Origin of the sequence: Arsukibacterium tuosuense, from assembly GCF_900215315.1 — a bacterium.
In the GTDB taxonomy this organism is placed as follows: Bacteria; Pseudomonadota; Gammaproteobacteria; order Enterobacterales; family Alteromonadaceae; genus Alishewanella; species Alishewanella tuosuense.
This window is the reverse complement of record NZ_OBEB01000004.1, coordinates 13,523-35,874: the sequence shown is the minus strand read 5'-3', so window position 1 is coordinate 35,874 and position 22,352 is coordinate 13,523. Positions and strand designations below refer to the sequence as shown.

16 protein-coding genes, 1 tRNA gene and 1 pseudogene are annotated in these 22,352 nt (G+C 50.7%); 9 read left to right on the top strand and 9 right to left on the bottom strand.

Annotated elements, in window-relative coordinates; all coding sequences use genetic code 11:
• Nucleotides 1-79 precede the first annotated feature (79 nt).
• Together rpoD and CRO03_RS09030 are read left to right on the top strand one after the other, a co-directional pair.
• On the top strand, nt 80-1,921 hold the full coding sequence (gene rpoD, locus CRO03_RS09035; RefSeq protein ID WP_097111319.1) for an RNA polymerase sigma factor RpoD: 1,842 nt from the start codon (nt 80-82) through the stop codon (nt 1,919-1,921).
• 489 nt (nt 1,922-2,410) lie between these two features.
• Nucleotides 2,411-2,487 (top strand) — tRNA-Ile (locus CRO03_RS09030).
• A 198-nt stretch (nt 2,488-2,685) separates the two neighbouring features.
• Here the strand turns inward: CRO03_RS09030 and CRO03_RS09025 are convergent.
• A complete protein-coding gene (locus CRO03_RS09025) occupies nt 2,686-4,050 on the bottom strand; it encodes an MBL fold metallo-hydrolase (protein ID WP_097111318.1) in 1,365 nt (454 codons plus the stop codon).
• A 341-nt stretch (nt 4,051-4,391) separates the two neighbouring features.
• Between CRO03_RS09025 and CRO03_RS09020 the strand changes: the two genes are divergently transcribed.
• On the top strand, nt 4,392-5,057 hold the full coding sequence (locus tag CRO03_RS09020) for a peptidoglycan recognition protein family protein (RefSeq protein WP_097111317.1): 666 nt from the start codon (nt 4,392-4,394) through the stop codon (nt 5,055-5,057).
• Nucleotides 5,058-5,153: 96 nt separating this feature from the next.
• Here CRO03_RS09020 and CRO03_RS09015 read toward each other — a convergent pair whose 3' ends face one another.
• From CRO03_RS09015 to CRO03_RS09000, 4 genes and pseudogenes are all read right to left on the bottom strand, one after another.
• Entirely contained in the window at nt 5,154-6,131 is a 978-nt protein-coding gene (locus tag CRO03_RS09015) for a S1 family peptidase (protein ID WP_170948986.1), read from the bottom strand.
• A 240-nt stretch (nt 6,132-6,371) separates the two neighbouring features.
• Nucleotides 6,372-6,971, bottom strand: a pseudogene (locus CRO03_RS09010) (alternative oxidase); the annotation flags it as partial.
• Between the two features lie 177 nt (nt 6,972-7,148).
• Nucleotides 7,149-8,609, bottom strand: coding sequence for an aminoacyl-histidine dipeptidase (locus CRO03_RS09005; RefSeq protein WP_097111314.1), 1,461 nt, complete (start codon nt 8,607-8,609; stop codon nt 7,149-7,151).
• A 144-nt stretch (nt 8,610-8,753) separates the two neighbouring features.
• Entirely contained in the window at nt 8,754-9,914 is a 1,161-nt protein-coding gene (locus CRO03_RS09000) for a phage tail sheath family protein (RefSeq protein WP_097111313.1), read from the bottom strand.
• 206 nt (nt 9,915-10,120) lie between these two features.
• On the opposite strand from CRO03_RS09000, the gene CRO03_RS08995 reads away from it, so the two are divergent.
• Together CRO03_RS08995 and CRO03_RS08990 are read left to right on the top strand one after the other, a co-directional pair.
• Nucleotides 10,121-11,194: a DUF2891 domain-containing protein gene (locus tag CRO03_RS08995; RefSeq protein ID WP_097111312.1), complete on the top strand. Its 1,074-nt coding sequence runs from the start codon at nt 10,121-10,123 to the stop codon at nt 11,192-11,194.
• Between the two features lie 129 nt (nt 11,195-11,323).
• Entirely contained in the window at nt 11,324-11,935 is a 612-nt protein-coding gene (locus CRO03_RS08990) for a DUF502 domain-containing protein (protein WP_097111311.1), read from the top strand.
• Nucleotides 11,936-11,943: 8 nt separating this feature from the next.
• Here the strand turns inward: CRO03_RS08990 and CRO03_RS08985 are convergent, their stop codons facing one another.
• Entirely contained in the window at nt 11,944-12,567 is a 624-nt protein-coding gene (locus CRO03_RS08985; protein ID WP_097111310.1) for a LysE family translocator, read from the bottom strand.
• A gap of 219 nt (nt 12,568-12,786) precedes the next feature.
• On the opposite strand from CRO03_RS08985, the gene CRO03_RS08980 reads away from it, so the two are divergent.
• Nucleotides 12,787-13,233, top strand: a complete 447-nt coding sequence (locus tag CRO03_RS08980; RefSeq protein WP_097111309.1) for an SRPBCC family protein — start codon at nt 12,787-12,789, stop codon at nt 13,231-13,233.
• A gap of 188 nt (nt 13,234-13,421) precedes the next feature.
• On the opposite strand, the gene CRO03_RS08975 is transcribed toward CRO03_RS08980, so the two are convergent.
• From CRO03_RS08975 to CRO03_RS08965, 3 genes are read right to left on the bottom strand one after another with little or no spacing between them, the layout of a single operon-like run.
• The gene (locus CRO03_RS08975) at nt 13,422-14,804 is read right to left on the bottom strand and encodes an efflux transporter outer membrane subunit (protein ID WP_097111308.1); all 1,383 of its coding nucleotides are present in this window, start codon (nt 14,802-14,804) and stop codon (nt 13,422-13,424) included.
• Nucleotides 14,797-18,000 (bottom strand): efflux RND transporter permease subunit, encoded by a 3,204-nt coding sequence (locus tag CRO03_RS08970; protein WP_170948994.1) that lies wholly within the window; start codon nt 17,998-18,000, stop codon nt 14,797-14,799. The genes CRO03_RS08975 and CRO03_RS08970 overlap by 8 nt, the downstream gene beginning before the upstream one ends.
• Nucleotides 18,001-18,006: 6 nt before the next feature.
• On the bottom strand, nt 18,007-19,278 hold the full coding sequence (locus tag CRO03_RS08965) for an efflux RND transporter periplasmic adaptor subunit (protein ID WP_097111306.1): 1,272 nt from the start codon (nt 19,276-19,278) through the stop codon (nt 18,007-18,009).
• 412 nt (nt 19,279-19,690) lie between these two features.
• Between CRO03_RS08965 and CRO03_RS08960 the strand changes: the two genes are divergently transcribed.
• The 3 genes from CRO03_RS08960 (at nt 19,691) to CRO03_RS08950 (ending at nt 22,342) form a co-directional block, all read left to right on the top strand.
• Entirely contained in the window at nt 19,691-20,305 is a 615-nt protein-coding gene (locus CRO03_RS08960; RefSeq protein ID WP_097111305.1) for a TetR/AcrR family transcriptional regulator, read from the top strand.
• 122 nt (nt 20,306-20,427) lie between these two features.
• Complete coding sequence (locus CRO03_RS08955; RefSeq protein WP_097111304.1) at nt 20,428-21,327, top strand: AraC family transcriptional regulator; 900 nt, start codon at nt 20,428-20,430, stop codon at nt 21,325-21,327.
• 88 nt (nt 21,328-21,415) lie between these two features.
• Nucleotides 21,416-22,342, top strand: a complete 927-nt coding sequence (locus tag CRO03_RS08950; RefSeq protein WP_097111303.1) for a DMT family transporter — start codon at nt 21,416-21,418, stop codon at nt 22,340-22,342.
• Nucleotides 22,343-22,352 lie beyond the last annotated feature (10 nt).

The following is a 22,352-nucleotide window of genomic DNA, read 5'->3' as shown; positions in this document are numbered from 1 at the left end:
TGGCTAGAAAAGCTTCGGTTTGTTATAATCGCTAGTTCGCATTTTTATATTAATCAACATTGGTGGAAGATAAGTCTCTATGGAGCAAAGTCCTCAGTCGCAGTTAAAACTCCTGATCATTAAAGGTAAAGAGCAAGGGTATCTTACTTTTGCCGAAGTTAACGATCACCTTCCACAAGACATTATCGACTCTGATCAAATCGAAGATATTATTCGAATGATCAATGATATGGGCATTCAGGTGTTTGAAAACGCCCCCGATGCCGATGATTTGATAATGGCTGACGCCTCTACGGATGAAGACGCTGCCGAAGAAGCCGCTCAGGCGCTGGTTAGTGTCGACAAAGAGCTTGGCCGCACCACCGACCCGGTACGGATGTACATGCGGGAAATGGGTACCGTTGAGCTGTTAACCCGCGAAGGCGAAATTGACATCGCCAAACGGATTGAAGAAGGCATCAATCAGGTACAAACCTCGGTCGCCGAGTATCCGGAAGCCATTACCTACCTGCTGGAGCAATGGGACAAATTTGAAGCAGAGGAAATTCGTTTAAGCGACATTGTTTCTGCCTTTATCGACCCTAACGAAATTGATGAAGCGCCAGTTATCGCCAGCCATATCGGCTCTGAAGTGCCTGCAGATAAGCAGGACGATGATAACGACGACAGTGATGACGACGACAGTGATGACGATGCTGAAGCCGATACCGGTCCGGATCCGGAAGAAGCCCGGATTAAATTTGGCGAACTGCGCAGCCAGTACGATGTTACCCGTAACTCCATCGAGCAAAATGGCCGCGAACACGCAACCACCAAAGCTGAAATTGAAAAATTAAGTGAAGTGTTCCGCTGCTTCCGTCTGGTACCAAAGCAATTCGATCGCCTGGTTAAAAACATGCGTGAAATGATGGACCGGGTACGGATCCAGGAACGGCTGTTAATGAAGCATTGCGTTGAATACGCCAAAATGCCGAAGAAAACCTTCGTGAAAGCTTTTACCGGCCATGAAAACTCCACTGCCTGGATCGATGCTGAAATTAAAGCCGGCAAAGGTTATTCAGTGCGCCTGGAAGAAATGCGCGAAGATTTGGTTCGCAGCGTTGAGAAACTGAAAAAAGTTGAAGAAGAAACCGGCTTAAGTATCTTTAAAATTAAAGATATTAACCGCCGTATGTCGATAGGCGAAGCCAAAGCCCGCCGCGCCAAGAAAGAAATGGTTGAAGCCAACTTGCGTCTGGTTATCTCTATTGCTAAGAAATACACCAACCGCGGTTTGCAATTCCTTGACTTAATTCAGGAAGGCAACATCGGCCTGATGAAAGCGGTTGATAAATTTGAATACCGTCGTGGTTATAAGTTTTCAACCTACGCCACCTGGTGGATCCGGCAGGCCATTACCCGGTCTATCGCTGACCAGGCCCGCACCATCCGGATCCCGGTGCATATGATTGAAACCATCAACAAGCTAAACCGGATTTCCCGCCAGATGTTGCAGGAGATGGGGCGCGAGCCAACACCAGAAGAATTGTCAGAGCGGATGCAAATGCCGGAAGACAAAATTCGTAAGGTGTTAAAAATAGCCAAAGAGCCTATTTCCATGGAAACCCCGATTGGCGATGATGAAGATTCGCATCTGGGCGACTTTATTGAAGATGCCGGCGGTGAATCACCGTTAGATTCTGCCACCATGGAAAGCCTGAAAAACGCCACTAACGAAGTACTGGCCGGCTTAACCGCCCGCGAAGCCAAAGTACTGCGGATGCGGTTTGGTATTGATATGAATACCGACCACACCCTGGAAGAAGTAGGTAAGCAATTTGACGTAACCCGTGAGCGGATCCGTCAGATTGAAGCCAAGGCACTGCGTAAATTGCGCCACCCTTCTCGCTCAGAAGTATTAAAAAGCTTCCTGGACGAGTAAACTTCGGATAGTGCAGCTACACAAACAAAGGCGCCAACCGGCGCCTTTGTTATTTAAAACAGCTTAAAGCCTAAAAAAGCAGCAATTAACTGCACTTAGCCTAACAAGCCGGATGACAAAGCGAACAAAAGTTTTTATACTGCCTGCCGCTTCATGTTGCACAGCAATATAGCGATAGTGTGGCCCCATAGCTCTGTTGGCTGAGGGGCGGTCGCCGCAAGGCGATGAGGGGTGACTTAACGTCACGCCGAAAGACACGAAGGCGAGACCGTGGATGGTCGAGCCGGAATGAGGCAACAGGATGTACCCTGGCACCTCAGTAAAAAGTTTAACATGGCCCCATAGCTGAGTTGGCTGAGGGGCGGTCGCCATTAGGCGATGAGGGGTGACTTAACGTCACGCCGAAAGACACGAAGGCGAGACCGTGGATGGTCGAGCCGGAATGAGGCTACAGGATGTACCCTGGCACCTCAGTAAAAAGTTTAACATGGCCCCATAGCTCAGTTGGTTAGAGCGCTCGACTCATAATCGATCGGTCGCTGGTTCGAGTCCAGCTGGGGCCACCATTTCAAGCTACGCTTTCATGTTAACCCTCAGCGAACTATTCCCTCTTGCAGCTAAAGCTGCTACGCGTTCAACTCGCACAAAGCAATACTTTGTTACTACGCTCGTTTCACCCAACTGGGTCCACCGTTTCACGCAGCGCCTTGTTGTCAACTCTTTGTACACTATACCTTTTGCAGCCTTTAACCAACTATACTCGTTTATTCAACAGGTAAATCGAGCGCTTGCCAGGCTTTCATGCCACCTAATAAATTGCTCACATCCTGAAAACCGGCTCGTAGCAGAATACTGACACCCAGGCCGGCCCGATGTCCTACCCCACAGGTAACGACCACAGGCTTAGCTTTGTCTAAAGGTAACTCACTGAGTTTATCAGCCAGATAGCCGACGTAACAATGTACCGCACCGGGTATATGCCCACTGTCAAACTCGTCAATCTCACGCACATCCAGCACTTGCAGCTTGTTATCCATGTTATGTAATACCCCTGGAGTAATCACGCCACTATGCTCCACGTCGCGCCCGGCGTCCCGCCAGCTTTCAAACCCACCGGCTAAGGCACCACGTACATTATCCTGGCCAATATTGCTTAAATGACGGACAGCAGGGTCTAGATCATCATTACGATCTGTTACCAGGTAAACAGGGCTGTTGGCATCACCAACCCAGCCACCAAATACTGGTAGGCCGCCAAGCCAGATACTGTAACTGTCCGGAATGTGGCCACCGGCGAAGGCTTCCGGCAAACGGGTGTCGTAAACATGCTGGTTTTCTCCACCTTGCGCAAAATCAGCTACATTAACCAAACCTACATCACCATCCCGCAGCTTTGGTGGCAAGCCACCTTGCAGATTAACCTTCTCCATATGCCGGAAGTAAGGGGGCCGTGGCAGTCGTTCGCCGCCTTTCTTTTGGGCAAACGCTTCCCGCGATAGCGTAAAAACATCATTGTAGGTTTTTTCATCGCCAATGGTCGACCACGAACGCTCTGCCATACCGCTACCGCATACTGATCCTGGCCCATGGGCAGGCAATACTAATGCGGTATCGCCCAGGCCAGCCAGCTTGTTGTGCACTGCATCATAAATACAGCCGGCATTTTCCACCGCGCTGTCTTCATCCGGTAAATCGGAACGGCCGGTATCACCGAAAAATAAGGTATCTCCGGTGAATATCGCCCAGGCTACCTCAGCATCGTCATCTTTATAAACGGCGTAACACATACTTTCCGGGGTATGACCAGGCGTATGAAACGCCCGTATTAACAAGTTACCCACGTAAAACGTATCGCCGTCCTCAAGCCGGCAATCGCCATGACCGAAGGTTTCATGGTTGCCGTTGTAAATTCTGGCGCCGCTGCGCCTTGCTAACCATGCCGCACCCATGACAAAGTCTTCATGACGGTGGGTCTCAACAATATGGGTAATCCGGGTTGCCATCTCCCGGGCTGTGTCCAGATATTTCTGCACATGCCGGCTGGGGTCCACTAACATCGCCTGCTCGCCGTCGGCCAGCAGCCAGGCATAATGGGCAATACCGGGAGTTTCAATGCGTCGAAGCTTCATTGTCGTTGTCTCCTTATTCAAGTTTATAGCCGATCTGCTTATAGCTGTCTGATGCATAATTAATACCCATTGACTGTGCTACCCTTCCAGAAGTGTCACGCTCAGTGGAAAAGTCACTAACTAACTGAAAAATTGCCATTAGTTAGCCGCATTCCTTCCGGTTATAAGATATTGGGAGAACGTTGCGAAGTAATAAGCAGCAGTCCGTTTGTCTGCTAAAGGTAATATTTACATTGCCGGGAACAATGTTACTCTTTAGCAAAGACCACACCTGCCGTGTTACGCCAGGAATCAGCTTTACAGTCATTACTCTGAAGGGTCCTGACGGATAAGGAATAACTATGAAAAAACTACTGCTCTGTCTGCTTGGTTTGCTGTCACCGCTATCTGCTGCCGACACTGTGCCAGACGATCTGGTGATTATTCAAAAACCAATTATTTTTGATGAGAAGCGCAAAGCGCTGACCCTGCAATATATGCAGGAGCGTTACGGCATGGTTCAGAAAGAACCCACCATTGAACCGCGGATGGTGGTGGTACACTGGACGGTGATCCCCACTTTCGAAAAAACCTTCGAGGTCTTTAACCCGCCAGAGTTGCCAGCTGCACGCGATGGGATTCGGGCCGGCGGCGATTTAAATGTCTCCAGCCAGTTTGTCATTGACCGGGATGGCACTATTTACCAACTGATGCCCGAAAACACCATGGCACGGCACACCATTGGCTTGAACTACACCGCCATTGGTATTGAAAATATTGCCGATGGTGACAGCCTGCCGATGACTGAAGCGCAGCTGGAGGCCAATACCAAACTTATCAGCTACTTAGCAAATAAGTATCCGATAGAATATGTGCTGGGCCATAGCGAATACCACCGATTCAGGGATACCAGTTGGTGGAAGGAAACCGATGCCAATTATTTTACCGAAAAGAATGACCCGGATATTGCTTTTATGAACCGGCTGCGCAGCCAATTAAGCAGTTTGTCGCTTAAACCGCTGCCCTGATAATTGCATACAGCTATAGTTTGCAAGAACACTACGCTAAAAAAAACCACCTTAAAAGGTGGTTTTTTCAATAAACAATTTAAGCAGAAATTTATGTTAACGGCGGCGGCGACGTGCCCATAACATGGTTAGCCCGAAGCCAAATAGTGCCAGCGTCGCCGGATTTGGCACTGCCATAGCAGTATATGATTGGATCCAGTCATAGTGATCGCTAACCCGCACGGAACCATAAATTTCACCGTAGCGACTGGTAGGCGCCCGGTACAAGCCACTACCAAAAGAATGCACTCCAGCCAGCAACCACTCTCCGCTTTGCTCGATGAAAGCGGCACCACCCGAGTCTCCACCGGCAATACCGTACTCTAAATCAAGAGCCCCATTGTCCGATGTCAGGCCAAACCCCAATACACTATATGCATAATTAACAAAATCATTGTGAGTCATGCCGAAGTCAGTATTCAGAGCTGTTTCATCACGATGATCAAAATCCGAAACAAGAATTTGCTGACCAGTTCCGGCATCAGAATACAGGCCATCAACTACATTCTGGCCAGCTCGTCTGGTACCTGCGCCTGCGGTTACGCCTGTTAATCCGTTACCTGTCGCGCCGTAACCGACATGGGTAGTGACGGCGCCCGTCTCGCTGTCTCCGCTATACAAATTTGCAGGAGTGACATTAAATGGGTTATCAAAATACATTAACCCGATATCCCAACCGCTCCATAAATTGGCGCCGGTCCAGTTTTCATGTGCCGTCCAATCTGTAGCAGTGTGCGCAACGTGGCCTAAAAGTGTCGTTCTCTCTTCATTAAATTGTGGCAGCAAGAATGTCATATTTATTGCTTCATCCACACAGTGGCCTGCAGTTAGCACCCAATTACTGGCTACTACCGTGCCGCTACAAATGTAACCTCCTGCAGCTGTATCAAATAAAATTGCGCCTACACTGTCAAACTGTTGGTTGTAAGAAAGCTGCCGGTAAGCTATATCACTAATATCGTCACGAATTACACCAGCCATAGCATCTGCAGACAATAAGGCGAGCATGGACGCGAGCACTACTTGTTTTTTCATTTTTATTATCTCTCGGTTCATTTTTAGAAAAAATTACATTAAGTTACATTTTGCGGGGTCGGTAAAGCAAAAAACGGACCACCATAAAATATCAAATAAAATCAATAATTTAATAGTTAACGATAAGAGTGGTGTAAAATAACCCGACAAAAATGATAGGACAAATGTAAAAAATTACTCACGATGAATAATCTACTCTCGCTAGCGCTTCGCTGGTTGCGGTAGAAGATGAGACCTGCACTATCCTGCCAGCTGGTTAGCAAAATCGTGGTTTACGTCGCGATGGTTAGCTTCATCAGCCCGCACCGCAATAATCACATCACGTAAGCGGGCATCGGCTGCCAAATCCCAGTAATCAATTGCCACTTGTGGCGCCGGTATATTTTCAATGGCACCATTGTCTACTTCTTCCAGGTAGCAGCTATAACTGTACACCGCTTCTTCTTCAAAGTAGCCGACTAACCGGTGAGCCGTTTTCGCCGAAATAATGTACAGCAGCAAAAAGCCGCTGAAAAACATCCCCTGGGCCAGCAGAATAAGAAACCGCTCAAACCAGTTTGGTTTGGCAATTTCGATAAAGGTCATCAGGTGCATCCGTTCATTTTCGGCTTCATCCAGTAAAGTGCGGATCCAGCCGTGGTCGTCTTCCATTCTTCGCAAACTGCGCATATGGCGTAGCATACCCGCGACCATACCCGGCACCCCGGCTACCGTTTCCAGAATAACCGCGCGGTGGCCATAGCGTTTGGCAAAAAAGGTATCAGCGCAAAAACGCAGCATTTTAGTCAGGCGAAAAGCAATGCGATCAGATATATTGGCGGGTGTATGATGGCGGGCTAATGGATCATCTGTAGTGTCTGTATTGTGCGTGTTGTCGGCAGGTGCTGACGTTAATCACTCCCCGGTTTAACAGAATTAGCGCAGTATGTTGGCTTTCAGCTTAACCCTTGCTGAGTCTGACCATTTGCCATCGGCTAATAGCCAGACTCTGCCACGAGATAGTATAGGTTAGCGGCTTCAGCTCCTGGCGGGGATCCGTTCCAGTACAGCCAGCAGCAATTGCCAGTACTGGCCAACCGTTTCAATATTAACCATTTCATCAGGGCCATGTGGGTAGCGAATAGTCGGGCCAATCGACACCATATCCATTTCCGGGTAGGGCTTTTTAAACAAACCGCACTCTAAACCAGCGTGGATAACCATAATGACCGGTTGTTTCTGGTAAATATCCTGATAGGTATCGTTAACGATTTTCATCACCGGTGAGCTGGGGTCTGGCTTCCAGCCCGGATAGGCACCACTGAAACTGACTTCAGCCCCTGCCAGCTCTGCCAGCGAGGCCAGCATGGTTTCAACATGCTCACGGCCTGAATCAATTAACGAGCGGATTAAACACAATACCTGCACCTGATTATCCGAGGTATTAATCACGCCCATATTCAATGAGGTTTCGGTAACCCCCGGAATTTCGTCGCTCATCCTCATCACGTCGTTCGGGCATGCGTGCAGTAAATTTAACAGCTTCCGCTGGCTGGCGGGCGTCATCACCTGCTCTGGCAGGCTGGTTTGGCTCAGGCTAAGTTTAATAGCCGGCTCAACTGCCGCCAGTTCCTGTTGCACTAACTGCTGAAACCGGCTGATTTTCTGCTGCAGTAAATCCAGTTTAGCGGCAGGCAAACACAGGCTGACTGCAGCCTCGCGCGGAATAGCATTTCGCAGCGAGCCGCCGGATATCGAGCTTAGCTGCAGTTCCAGCTCTTGTGCTTCAGCCACCAGAAAACGGGCCAGCAGCTTATTGGCATTGCCACGACCTAAATGAATATTGACCCCGGAGTGGCCGCCTTTTAAACCACTTAAACTGAGGGTAACGGCCTGACTGCCTGCCGGTACACTCTGCCAGCTTACCGGCACGCTGAATTCAGCATCCACCCCGCCGGCACAGCCCATATAAATTTCACCTTCCTGCTCAGAGTCAGTGTTGATCAGGATCTCAGCTTGCAACACGCCGGGCTGCAGGCCAAAGGCACCGGTCATGCCGGCCTCTTCATCAATGGTTAACAACACTTCTAACGGCCCGTGTTTTATCTCACTGCTACCTAGTATTGCCAGGGCGGATGCCATACCAATGCCGTTATCGGCACCCAGGGTAGTGCCATTAGCGGTTACCCAGTCACCGTCAACATAGGCCTCAATAGGATCTTTAGTGAAGTCGTGAACTTTGTCGGCATTTTTCTGCGGCACCATATCTAAATGGGCCTGAATAACCACTGGCTTGCGGTTTTCCATACCCGCTGTAGCAGGCTTTTTAATAATAAGGTTGCCTACCTTATCTTCCACCACATTCAGGCCCAGCTTGCGCGCCCAGTTCTGAATATGCTGGCTTAATGCCTGTTCATGTTTCGATGGGTGAGGAATGGCACAAATCTGTTCAAACCATTGCCATAATGGTTGCGGATATAAAGCGCTTAATGCAGCCACGAAAAACTCCTGAAAAAGGGTTAACTATGCGAAATTTGCGTCAGTTTAACATAAGCTACCTGTGGAGTTGAGGACTACCCGGGCCAGTGCCGACAGAGCCCCGCTGCATTGTAAAATATACTGTAAAGATGTGCTGCCAGCGTTTTACGGCGGGTTCAGTTTATAAATGATTCTCAGCACAACAAACTCCGCCGGTTTAACCGGCGCAAAGCCGAGCTCAATAACCAGTTGCTGCTGGTCAAGATCCTGTTGGTTCATGGTTTCATGCAAGCCGCAGCGGACAAAAAAAGCTTCCTTTTGCGTGGTTCCCTGCATCGCACCCGCCCGAAACAGGGTTACCAGGAAATTACTGATATTAAGACGGACCGTTTGCCACAGCGGTCGATCATTGGGTTCAAATACGGCCCACTGCAAGCTTTGAATAATGCTTTGCTCCAGAAAAATGGCGGTGCGTCTTACTGAAATATAACGCCACTCCGGGTCAGTCTGGCTGGCCAGGGTCCGGGCACCCCACACCACCGTGCCTAATCTGGGCAGGGTGCGGATGCAATTTATGCCAAGTGGATTTAACTGCTGCTGACTATCATCATCAACATTAAACTCGAGGCCGCTTACGCCGGCGATCTTAGCAGAGACTCCTGCCGGCGCCTTCCATACACCATATTTATTATCCGTTTTGACAAAAACTGCCGCCGCCACCGCCGATGGTGCGATCAGCAATGTTTTGGGTGCGGCCGGGTTGGTAGTGGCATGATGTAGCGGATTAGCCATCATTAACCAGGGGTAATACACAGCGGCATAGCTGGACGTTGGCAGCTTGGTTGCGTTGACACTGGCTTTGCTGTGCAGTTGCTGGCCGGGCGCCATATCCAGTAACACCATACAATGGCGCACCTGCTGACAAAATGTCAGCGTAGCCATTATCGCCGCCTTACTTGTCGTGTTTCCCCAGTACTGGCCTGGCAGCACTATCAGACTGAAATCCCGGTAATTACATAATACATCCTGGTAAAACGCCTGATAATTGTTATCTGTTACGCGACAGATATAGGCACTTTTGCCGCCGTTACCAAAAAAAGCCATTACAGCCTGCGTCATCGGATCCGGGATGGTCGCAGCGTCTTGCTCAGGGTCCTGGAATTGCTGCTGATAATCAGCAAAGCTGGCAATAAGCACTGGCTTAGCCAGCGGGCCCGAATCAGCGCTGCCAATAAACGCAACCCTGGTGGTCGCTGCTGCGGTTACCGACTTAACAACAACCGGAGTTTCATTTACATAAACACCGGGCTGTAAATAGTTGGCCATGAGCTGTCCCCTTGCAATGTTGCACCCAATTAAAAGTAGTCAGTAATATTAGTGATTACCATATCAATAGTATTAAAACTCCGCTTTTGGCTTCAGGGTTGGCTCTGTTCACCTAATACCAAGACAGTTACCCTGAAGTGCGATAATCTGCTGGTATAGTTTTGTTTAGCCAGCGTGGCATATGACGCCAGCACAAAGGTAACATCATGAAAATGAAAATCATTTTTAGCACTTTATTATTTGCATCCGTTAGCGTTAGTAGTCAGCCTCAGCAACTTAACCTGACTGAAGCTGATAAATTACTAAGCCTGCCGCTGCATTGTGTCGAAACCCCCTACCCCTACAAAACCGGCGTGGTGCTGGCCAGCGCGGCCGATTTGCAAGAACCCTCGAAGCTACACCCGGTTTTTTATGGCTGCTTCGACTGGCACAGCGCGGTGCATGGTTACTGGTCTCTGGTTACTTTGTTGCGACAGTTTCCGCAAATGGCCCAGGCCGAAGAAGCCAAAGCGATTCTGCTGCGCAATTTAACCGCGGAAAATGTGGCGCAGGAAGCCGCTTTTTTCAGTAAAGACATTAATGCCTCTTTTGAGCGCACCTATGGCTGGGCCTGGCTGCTTAAGCTGTCTGACGAATTGCAGTTATGGCAGGATCCGATGGCAAAACAGCTGGCAGCTAACCTGCAACCGCTGGTCGATGTTATCGTCGCGCGGTATCAGAATTTTTTGCCAAGACTGCTTTACCCGGTGCGGGTGGGCGAGCACACTAACACCGCTTTTGGCCTGAGCTTCGCATATGACTATGCCGTCAACCAGCAGTTACCTGAGCTGCAGCAACTGATAAGCCAGCGCGCCACAGAATATTACTTACAGGACAGCAACTGCCCGATAGCCTGGGAGCCCAGCGGCTATGACTTTATCTCGCCGTGCCTGGAGGAAATTGGCCTGATGCAGCGTATTTTACCCGCAGAGCAGTTTTTAACCTGGCTAAACCGCTTTATGCCCCAGCTGGCAGAGCCTGACTATCAGTTAGCTCCCGGTAAAGTAAGCGACAGAACCGACGGTAAGCTGGTTCATCTGGATGGGTTAAATTTCAGCCGGGCCTGGAATTTATATGCGCTGGCTAACCAGTATCCACAATATGCGCACCTGCGCAAAGTCGCTGATCAACACATGGCTTACTCGTACCCTAACCTTATTGGTGACAGCTACGAGGGCGGTCACTGGCTGGGCAGCTTTGCTATTCATGCCTTAAACAGCGCCAACTTGGCAAAGCCGTAACCCGCAATGGGTTAAGACCAAGTTTAAGAGCAAATTGTACCGCAGAATCATTGTACCGGCGCTGGCTTAGTCGTTTACTTAACTGCTATGCTAGCGCCCGTCCGCTAAGCTGCCCTGTGTAAGAGCCCCATGAAAATCATTATTAAAAGTTTACTGAAAGGCCTGGTTATTATCCTGCCACTGGTTATTACCCTGGAATTAATCCGCTGGCTGCTGCATACGGTGGAAACCGTATTAAATCCGGTGCTGCAGCTGGTGTTGCCTGAGCGGTGGTACCTGCCCGGCATGGCAATATTAAGCTTTTTACTGGTCTGTATCGCTGTCGGCTACAGTTCCCGCTGGCCTAACTTTAACTGGTTCTGGCAATTACCCGGCAAGATTTTAATGAAACTGCCCGGCACCAAACAGGTGTATGGCATGCTGCAGGACATTATTGACCTGATGTCAGGCAAAAACTTCACCGACGGTTCAGTGGTCATGGTGAAACTGCCATCATCCGAAATTGAGCTGATTGGTATTGTCACCAAGTACGGCGGCCAGCCAACTGATCGGATGTCAGCATTAATGCAGCAAGATCAACTGGCGGTGTTTATCCCCATGGCCTACAACGTCGGCGGCTATACTATTATCATCCCGCGCAGCTGCACCCGCAACATTGATATGAAACCGGCCGAGGCTTTACAACTGGTACTAAGCGGTGGCCTGGGCAGCGCCAAAGCACCGGGTAAAGGCTGGGAATAATAGTTTAATTACCCTAACACCATCCATAGCGCTACGCCAAACATCAAGCTGGCGCCAATCCGGTTTAAGTACTGTACCCGGTTAGAACGGGTTAAAAACAGCGCCAGCGCCTTACCACCACTGGCATACAGCAGCATCGACAGAAACTCAAACAGCACAATAATGCTGATCAGAATAACCAGCTGCGGCCAGAACGCCAGCTGGGTATCAATAAAAGGCGGTAACAGCGCCATATGAAAAGCCCAGCCTTTCGGGTTAGATACTGCAGTAATAAAACCCTGGCTAAACAGCGTGCGCCTTGGCAGCAGCTGTGGCAGCAACCCCGCAGCCGGTATCGCCAGCTTGCCTTTAGCGCGCCACATTTGCAGGCCAATATAAGCAAGATAACAGGCACCAACAATTTTAAACCACTGAAAAACTGTGGGAAACTGCAGCATAATCGCCGCCACACCCAGCACGGCCAGCATGGCTACCAGTGCCACCCCCAGCATTTCGCCCCACATCATCCACAACGTGCGACGCACGCCCTGGCTCATGCCCAGCGTCATCGCCAGCGTCATGCACATGCCAGGAGTAACAGAGACAAATAAAAACGTCGGAATAAAAGCACCCATCAGGGCCAGATTAACCATAGCAACCTCAACTGCAAACTGGCGCTATTCTGGCTGGTTGTATAAATGCCCGCAATACCTTTGAGCGGGCTTTTTAGTATGATAACCGCAGCCATACACAAACCTTTAATAAACAAATCTCTTCTTAACTGTCGAATCCTCCCCCGCTGTTTCGACTAAGCTGTGATACAGCAATTTACTGCGGCCTTTGCTGGCCGCGCTTAATACAGGAGATTCGTTATGTCAGGCAATACCGTAACATTGCACCGGGTAATAAAAGCCACGCCAGAGCGGGTGTACCGCGCCTTTTTAGAGCCGGAGGCGCTGGTAAAGTGGTACCCGCCGCACGGTTATACCTGCAAAGTGCATAGCATGGATGCGTGGGAAGGTGGCGGTTATAAAATGGCGTTTACCAACTTTAGTACCGGCAAAAGCCATAGCTTTGCTGGTACTTTTCTGGAATTAAAGCCAAATGAACTTATTCGGCTGAACGATCAGTTTGACGACCCCAACCTGCCAGGGCAAATGCAGGTAACTATTCGCTTAAAGCCGGTTATTTGCGGCACTGAACTTAAGATTGAGCAAACGGGTGTGCCCGAAGCGATACCGGTAGAGTTTTGTTACGCCGGCTGGCAGGAATCGCTGCAGCTACTTGCGTTGTTAACCGAGCCGGAGATACCGGATTAGGCTTGATCGCCTGACTTTCATTAGTGTAGCCGCCCGCATGACGCAGTTTGCTCACATCAACACGCCATGAATCATCCCTGAGGCTCGATTCCGGCCCTCCATGGCCTCCAACGGTTGATTTAGAGCAAACCGATCATGCTTGGATGATTAGCATCGCAAATCAATCGGGCTTTATATCTAAACTACCGTTAAATCAACTGAATACCGCCGCCAAAACTGCGGTAAATGCCAACCAGCCGGATAAAGCTTTGCTGTTGCAGTTGCGCCAGCTGGTCACGGCTTCTGAGCAGTTCGCGCTCGGCGTCCAGCAGGGCCAGAAACTCACCACTACCAGCGTTGTAGCGCTGGCGGGCAATATTCATCGCCTTTTTGCTGGCCTGCCACTGCAACTCGGTGCTCAGTTGTTGTTCACGACTTAGGTTATAGCTGTTCAGCGCTAACTGCATTTCGTTAATGGCATTAAACACCTGCTGCTCAAACTGAGCCAGCGCCATTTGTGAGCTAGCCTCGGCCTGGCGGATTCGCGCTTTTACCGAGCCTAAATCGGCCGCCTGCCAGCTTAGGGTTGGTGCAACCGACCAGCTTTGGCTGTCGCTGTTCAGGGCCAGGCCCGGACCGGATAAAAAGCCCAGAAAACCACGTACCGACAAGTTAGGGTATAAGTCGGCCGTAGCTACGCCAATTTCAGCAGTGCGGGCAGCCAGTACGCGCTCGGCACTGGCCACGTCAGCGCGATAGCGCAGATAGTTTTCACCTGCCACGACGGCTACTGGTTTTGTTAACTCTGGCAAATGCGGCACTGCCCCCAGGCTTAACCTGCCCGGCCGTTGTGCCAGTAAGGCTGACAAGGTGGCATCGGCTGTCAGCAGTGCAACCCGGTAAGCCGGTACTGCTGCCTGCACCTGGTGCAACTGCACATCTATCTGCGTCAGCTCCAGCTCGGAAGCCATTCCCGCCTCCATTCTGGCCATGACGATGGCCCGGCTTTGCTGCAAATTCTGCAGGTTTTGCTCGGCTACTACTAAACGCAGCTGGGCGCCACGGTATTCACCATAACTGGTGGCGACCTGGCTAATCAGTTGCACCTGGGCATCGTGCCATAAAATATCGGCTTGCTGGGCCTGGGCTGCAGCAGCTTCTGTGGCGCGGCGCAACTTTCCAAATAAATCCAGGTCCCAGCTCAAGCTGGCACCCGCGCTATAACCGCGGATTATTACGCCATTATCGTTTTCTGCCAGCGTTGCATTTTCACTGGCCTGATAGCCGGCATCCAGGCTACCTTTCGGCAGAAAGTCGTTATTGGCATCACGAAACACCGCATAGGCGCGGTCGACGTTAGCTCTGGCCTGGGCCAGGGTGCGGTTTTCTGCCAGTGCGCGGCTAATCAGCTGGTTCAGCGCTTTATCGTCAAACGCCTGCCACCAGCTTTGCACCTGATCAGCCTGCTGATACGGGCTGGTAAAGCTGATATCGGCCACTTTTGCCGGGGTTTGGTAATCCGGCCCCACCGCACAGGCACTTAATGATGCCAGCAGCACGGCAATAGCCGACAGTTTTAAACTATTACGCATGAGTTGCCTCCACAGCATCTGTTACCGCTGTTGTTGCCGGTTGCAGCGCTTTTTTCTCGCCACGGACTTTTTCGTCACCGCGTTTGGCCAGCATGTAATAAAACAGCGGGGTTAAAATTAAGCCGAAAATAGTTACCCCTATCATGCCGGAGAACACCGCCACGCCCATGGCCTGGCGCATTTCAGCACCGGCGCCGCTGGAGAACACCATTGGCACTACCCCCATAATAAAGGCGATAGAGGTCATTAAGATTGGCCGTAAACGCAGCCGGCCAGCTTCCAGAATAGCTTCCATTGCGCTCATGCCGTGGTCTTGCAGTTCTTTGGCAAACTCGACAATTAAGATGGCGTTTTTGGTCGCCAGCCCCACCAGCACTATTAAGCCAATCTGGGTGAAGATATTATTGTCACCACCGTAAATCAGGACGCCACTCAGTGCCGATAGCAACGTCATCGGAATGATCAGGATAATTGCCAGCGGTAAACTTAAGCTTTCGTACTGGGCTGCCAACACCATAAACACCAGCAAAATAACCAGCGGGTAGATAAACATCCCGGCGTTACCGGCCAGAATTTGCTGGTAGGTTAACTCTGTCCACTCGTAGGTCATCCCGTTTGGCAAAGTTTCCGCCAGGATCTGCTCAATCGCCGCCTGTGCTTCGCCGGTACTATAACCTGGCGCCGGGCCACCGTTGATTTCGGCAGTGGTAAAGCCGTTGTAATGCATTACCCGGTCTGGCCCTGCGGTATTGGTCACGTTGATAAAGGAGCCCAGTGGGATCATTTCACCTTGGATGTTACGCACCTTTAACTGGGCAATTTGCTCCGGTGTCTGGCGGAACTGCTCGTCGGCCTGCATATTCACCTGATAGGTACGGCCAAACTGGTTGAAGTCATTCACATACACCGAGCCCATATAAGCTTGCAGCGTTTGGAACACCTCTCCCATGTCAACACCCTGTTGCTTGGCTTTGGTGCGATCGATATCCAGATCAAGCTGCGGCACGTTCACCTGATAACCGGAAAACACCCCGGCCAGCTCTGGGGTTGCCCAGGCTTTTTGCATTACCTGCATGGTAACCTTGTACAGTTCTTCATAACCGTGGTTGGCACGGTCCTGAATTTGCAGCCTGAAGCCACCAATAGTTCCCAGGCCCTGTACCGGTGGCGGCGGGAAGATAGCAATAAAAGCATCTTCAATTCCGGCAAACTGCTGGTTTAACGCCGCGGCTATGGCATTGCCAGACAACTCTGCGCTATCACGCTCATCGAACGCGTCCAGCCCCACAAATACGATGCCGGAGTTTGGACTATTGGTAAAACCGTTGATACTCAAACCAGGGAAAGCGATAGCGTTAGCCACACCGGGGTATTCCAGCGCAATGCGCGACATGTCTTTAATTACTGCGTCGGTGCGCTCCAGTGAAGCGGCATCCGGTAACTGGGCAAAAGCAACTAAATACTGCTTATCCTGGCCCGGTACATAACCGGTAGGTGTACTGGCAAATTGCAAACCGGTTAAGCCCACCAGTACCACATACATCACACCAACAATGGCACCAAAGCGGATCACTTTTTTGATTAACCAGCCGTAACCTCTGGATAACCTGGCAAAAAAGCGGTTAAAAGGGTTGAACAACCAGCCGCCAAATAACTTGTCCATACCACTGGTTAACGCGTCTTTTTTCTCGCCATGGCCTTTCAACAGCAATGCCGACAGCGCCGGGCTTAGCGTTAACGAGTTAATCGCCGAGATAAAGGTTGAAATAGTAATGGTTAAGGCAAATTGCTTATAAAACTGGCCGGTTAAGCCCGACATAAAAGCGGTAGGAATAAACACTGCAGCCAGCACCAGAGTAGTGGCTACTATTGGCCCGGTCACTTCTTTCATCGCTTTTTGGGTTGCCGCTATCGGTGATAAACCCTCACTGATATTACGCTCAACGTTTTCCACTACGACGATGGCGTCATCAACCACGATACCGATGGCCAAGACCAGACCAAACAGCGACAGGGCATTTAATGAAAAACCCAGCAGATGCATAAAGGCAAAGGTACCAACCAGTGACACCGGCACCGCCACCAACGGAATAATAGAAGCGCGCCAGGTTTGTAAAAATAGCACTACCACCAGCACCACCAGCAACACGGCTTCCAGCAGGGTTTTTACTACTGCTTCAATTGAGCCGCGCACAAACACTGTCGGGTCATACACAATGTCGTACGCCAAACCGTCCGGAAAGCTTTTCGACAACTCGGCCATTTTAGCCCGCACATCGTCAGAAATCTGAATAGCATTAGAGCCAGATGCCTGAAATATGGGCAGGGCAACCGCATCTTTGTTATTCAGCAACGAACGCAAGGCATAAGATGAGGCGCCCAGTTCCAGCCTGGCGACATCTTTCAGCCGGCTGATTTCACCATTTGCCCCGACCTTAATAATAATGTTCTCAAACTCTTCTACCGCGGCCAGGCGGCCTTTAACGTTGATCAGCAGCTGAAACTCAGCATCACCGCTGGGCTGGGCGCCTAAACTGCCGGCCGCCGCCTGCTGGTTCTGCTCGCGTATGGCCGCAGTAATCTGCGCCGGCGATAAGCCCAGCGCCGCCACTTTTTCAGGGTCAAGCCAGACCCGCATACTGTAGTCGCCGGCACCGAATAAACGCACCGCACCCACGCCTTCTACCCGCGCCAGTTCATCTTTGACGTTCAGCGCCGCATAATTTGACAAATACAGCATGTCGTAGCGTTCGTCCGGAGAGGTTAAATGCACCACCATGGTGAGATCCGGTGATGATTTCTCGGTAACCACGCCAAGGCGCTGCACTTCCTGCGGCAGGCGTGGTTTAGCACGCTCTACCCGGCTTTGCACCTGGGTTTGCGCCAAGTCGACATCAGTGCCGATGGCAAAAGTGATGGTTAACGTCATCCGGCCATCCGATGTAGCCTGAGATGACATATACAGCATGTCTTCCACACCGTTAATTTCCTGCTCCAGAGGCGAGGCCACGGTTTCGGCAATGACTTTCGGGTTAGCGCCCGGATAGTTTGCGGTAACCACTACTGTTGGTGGCACCACTTCAGGGTATTCAGTAATCGGCAGTTGCCATACTGCTATCGCCCCGGTAATAAAAAACAACAGTGAGATAACAGCGGCGAATATCGGCCGGCGGATAAAAAATTGTGAGAACATGATGCTTCCTTAACCCTGTCCCGGCGTTTTGCCGGTGTTGACTGTTGCTGCTGCGCTGTCTGCCTGAGCCGTCAGCGCAGTGCTGGTTTGATCCAGCAGTTGTTGCTCTTTGCGTAAGCCGGCTAACTGCTCGCTACTGGCCATTTCGACCAGTTTCGGTTCAATCTGCATATTCGGCATTACGCGCTGCAGGCCGTTAACAACAATTTTGTCGCTCGCCGCCAGGCCATCTGTGACGATGCGCAGGCCGTTGACTTTTTCACCCAGGGTTACCGCCCGGTATTCCAGCTGATTATCGCTGTTTACCAGCAACACAAACTTGTTGTTCAGATCAGTGCCAATAGCTTTTTCATCAATCAGGATCCCGTCATATGACGCACTGCCAGCTATTCTGATCCGGGCAAATAAGCCAGGCAGCAGGCTGTTGTCAACGTTGCTAAAGCTGGCGCGAATACGGATGGTGCCGGTTTGGGCATTCAACTGGTTATCGACAAAGTCAATCTGACCTGAGTGCGGATAATTGTTGTCATTCGCCAGTGCCATATACACCGGGTTAGCGCTGGCCTCGCGGGTGTCGGCCCGCTGACCCAATTCTGTCAGGCTGGCGTATTTCAGGTAGCTTTGCTCGTCCACATCGAAGTAGGCGTACATTTTATCGGTAGAAACCAGGCGGGTTAGCTGGCTCTGGCCGGCATTGACATAGTTACCGGCAGTGACCATGGCATAAGACACCCGGCCGCTGATGGGTGCGGTAATCGTGGTATAACTTAGCTCCAGCTCGGCACGTTGTAATGCGGCCTGCACTGCAGCTACGGTTGCTGTGGTTTGCTGCTGGCGGGCTAAGCGGCTGTCCAGCAACTCGGCTGAAATAGCGCGCTCTGTACTTAATTTTTCCGCCCGCTGATATTCGCTAACCGCCTGGCTGGCAGCGCTTTGGGCACTTTGCAGCTCGGCCTGCAGCCGGGCTACTTCAGCGGCAAATGGCCGTGGGTCAATTTGCAGCAGCAAATCACCTTTTTTAACCAGGGCACCCTCTGCAAAATGTACCTGCTCAATATACCCCGATACCCGTGGAACTAGTGCTACCGTTTGTGGTGCCTGCAGCCGGCCGGTGAATTCATCCCATTCGGTGATCCGCTCATACACCACTTCGGCCACACTCACTGCAGGGGCTGCTGGCGCCTGAGCCGGGCCTGCAGCTTCCGGGTTGCCACAAGCCGCCAGCACTAAAACCGTGATACTGGTTAACATAAAAGTTCTTACTGTGTTTTTCGTGCTCATGACACTGTTCTCCGTGTTGTCGCTCACATTTTCTGATAAGCTTGCTCAATCTGTACCGCTCGGTAAATATATAGGACAGTAAAGAACTGTCAATCGATTTCTGTACCGATCGGTAAATTAATTTAATTCTATTACAGATGATTTGGTGCTAAGGCTGGCAAACAGTGTAATGCAGGCCTTAGTGCAACTTAATGCCGGATGCTGGCGCATTCTTGCCTGAAACTCCGCTGCTGGTGCAGAGGCAACAATTTAGTGAACGCTGACCGGGAGTTAGCTGTCTGACGGGTTAACAGAGGCAAAATTAGTGTACTGGGGTAATATTACAAATGTACTATCAGGTATATAACCCTTGCTGGACAAGGGCTATTTTGCTGTTTACTCTATAAGCGATTTTTAAGGCAGGAGCTGAACAATGACAGCAGTAAGTTGTACTCCGACTATTGGCCGGCCACGTGCGTTTGATATGGACGCGGCCCTGGAAAAAGCGCTGGAAGTATTCTGGCGCAAAGGCTACGACGGTACCTCGTTAACCGATTTAACCGAAGCCATGGGCATTAATAAACCCAGCTTATATGCGGCCTTTGGCAATAAAGAGCAGCTGTTTTTAAAAGCCATCGAATTGTACGAAAGCCGGCCCTGTGCTTTCTTTATCCCGGCGCTGGAAAAACCCACGGCGTATCAGGTGGCAGAACACTTGCTGTATGGCGCTGCGATGAACATGGCCGACAAGAATAACCCGCAGGGTTGCGTGATAATCCAGGGCGCTTTATCGTGCAGCGAAGCGGCTGCCGCCGTTAAAGAGGCCTTAATGAACCGGCGGGTTGACGGTGAGCATAAGCTGCGGCAACGTTTTGAACAGGCCAAGCAGGCCGGTGACTTACCGGAACATGTCGATGCTGAAGTACTGGCCCGTTACCTTGGCACCGTTTTGCAGGGAATGGCCATTCAGGCCAACAATGGTGCCAGCGCTGACCAATTACGTCAGGTTGCTGAGATGACGCTGCTGGCTTTTCCGCGCGCCGGTTAAGCCGGTGCCGCCTGCCTTAAACTCCATACTTATTGCCCGATCCTGCAAAGCACTGCTACAGTAATAGGCAAAACCATTCTGGCTGCCTATACTGCGTTAATTAACGTTGCCCGGGGGCCATTATGACGGACGAACGCGAACTTCTGCGTCAGCAAATGCTGCAGCCACTGCTGACTGAGCTTAGCAGTACCGGTGTCAGTGATTCCGTCATTCCGGGCGTACGACTGTTTCGCTGTAATGCCCCAACCTCTGCTACCCCCACTATTTATGAACCAACCCTTTGTCTGTTATTACAGGGTAGCAAGCAACTGCTGCTGGGTGACGAACTGTTGCTGTATAACCAGTTGCAGTACTTGCTGGTGCCGGTAATGCTGCCGGTCAGCGGTAAAATAATAAAGGCCAGCAACGCAGAGCCCTATATTGGGATGAGCATTAACCTGGACTTGCAGGAACTGACAGACTTAGTGATCGACCTGGGCGATAAAGTGCCACGCCAGCCAACGCCTGCGCGCGGGATCAGTGTTGGTGATGCAGACCCTGCCTTACTGTCGGTGTTTCAGCGCATATTACAACTAATACGGCAGCCGCAGGATATTGCGGTATTGCTGCCGCTGTTAAAGCGCGAGTTGTTGTATCGCCTGTTGCTTGGCCCGGTAGGCGGTCATTTACGGGAGTTTACCCTGCTCGACAGCCAGGCCAATCGCATCAGTAAAGTCATAGAATTATTGCGCCAGCGCTATAATCAGCCGCTGCGAATTAAAGAACTGGCTGATGTAGCGCATTTAAGTGAGTCGGCTTTGTTTCAAAGCTTTAAAGCGGTAACCTCAATGTCGCCGTTGCAGTTTCAAAAGCAACTGCGGCTAAATGAAGCACGGCGTATTATGTTGTACGAAGGTTTAGAAGCCGCCACCGCCAGCTATAAAGTAGGTTATGAAAGCCCGTCGCAGTTCAGCCGCGAGTACAGCCGCTTATTTGGTGCACCGCCGAAAGCCGATGTCGCGCGTTTTCGACAGACGCTGTAAATTTTCTGCCCAAACTACTGTTTAAAACCCCCACAAGGCTTTATGATCAGCGCCTCTGTTGCCTCTTCAGCTCACTAAGCCATTCACTATGCAAAACACCCTGCTTTATCTTGTTACGGTTCTGATCTGGGGTTCCACCTGGATTGCTATCGAGTTTCAGCTTGGTGACGTGGCGATAGAGGCATCGCTGTTTTACCGCTTTGCATTGTCGGCCGTGTTGATGTGGCTGTTTTGCTGGTGGCGCCGCTTACCAATGCGCTTTAGTCCGACCGATCACGGTTTTATCGCCTTACTGGCCATTCTTAATTTTGCCCTGAATTATCTGCTTATTTATCAGGCGCAGCAGCACTTAACCTCGGCGATGGCAGCCATTGCCTTTACCACTATGCTGCTGATGAACATTATTAACACCCGGCTGTTTTTCGGCAACCCGGTTGCCAAGCGTATCTACTTTGGTGCTTTGATGGGCATTGCCGGCATTGCGGTACTGTTTTATCCCGACTTAGACGGGCTTGATCTGACTAACGCCAGCCTGCTGGGCTTATTGCTGGTACTGGGCAGTGCGCTAAGTGCGTCGTTGGGCAATATGGTCAGTGTGCGTAACTCGCGGGCCGGCCTGCCGATTATGCAGGTAAACGCCTGGGGTATGCTGTATGGCAGTATTGCTCTGGCGTTGCTGGTCTGGTTAAGCGGTAAGCCGTTTGGCTTTAGCACATCACCATCTTTTATCCTGTCTTTGCTGTATTTAGCGGTATTTGGCTCGGTTATTGCCTTTGCTACTTACTTTGCCCTGTTAAAACGGATGGGGCCGGAAAAAGCCAGTTATGTCATTGTATTATTTCCGCTGGTCGCGGTGGTATTAAGCACCTTGTTTGAAGGTTTCGTCTGGACCGGCTACACCTTCGCCGGTTTTGCGCTGGTGCTGGCCGGCAATGCGCTGGTCCTCACGCCCTTTGCCAAAATAAAGGCGTTATTGTTTAAACCAAAGTTACCGGTACAGCCGATTCTGCCGTAATTACAATTCG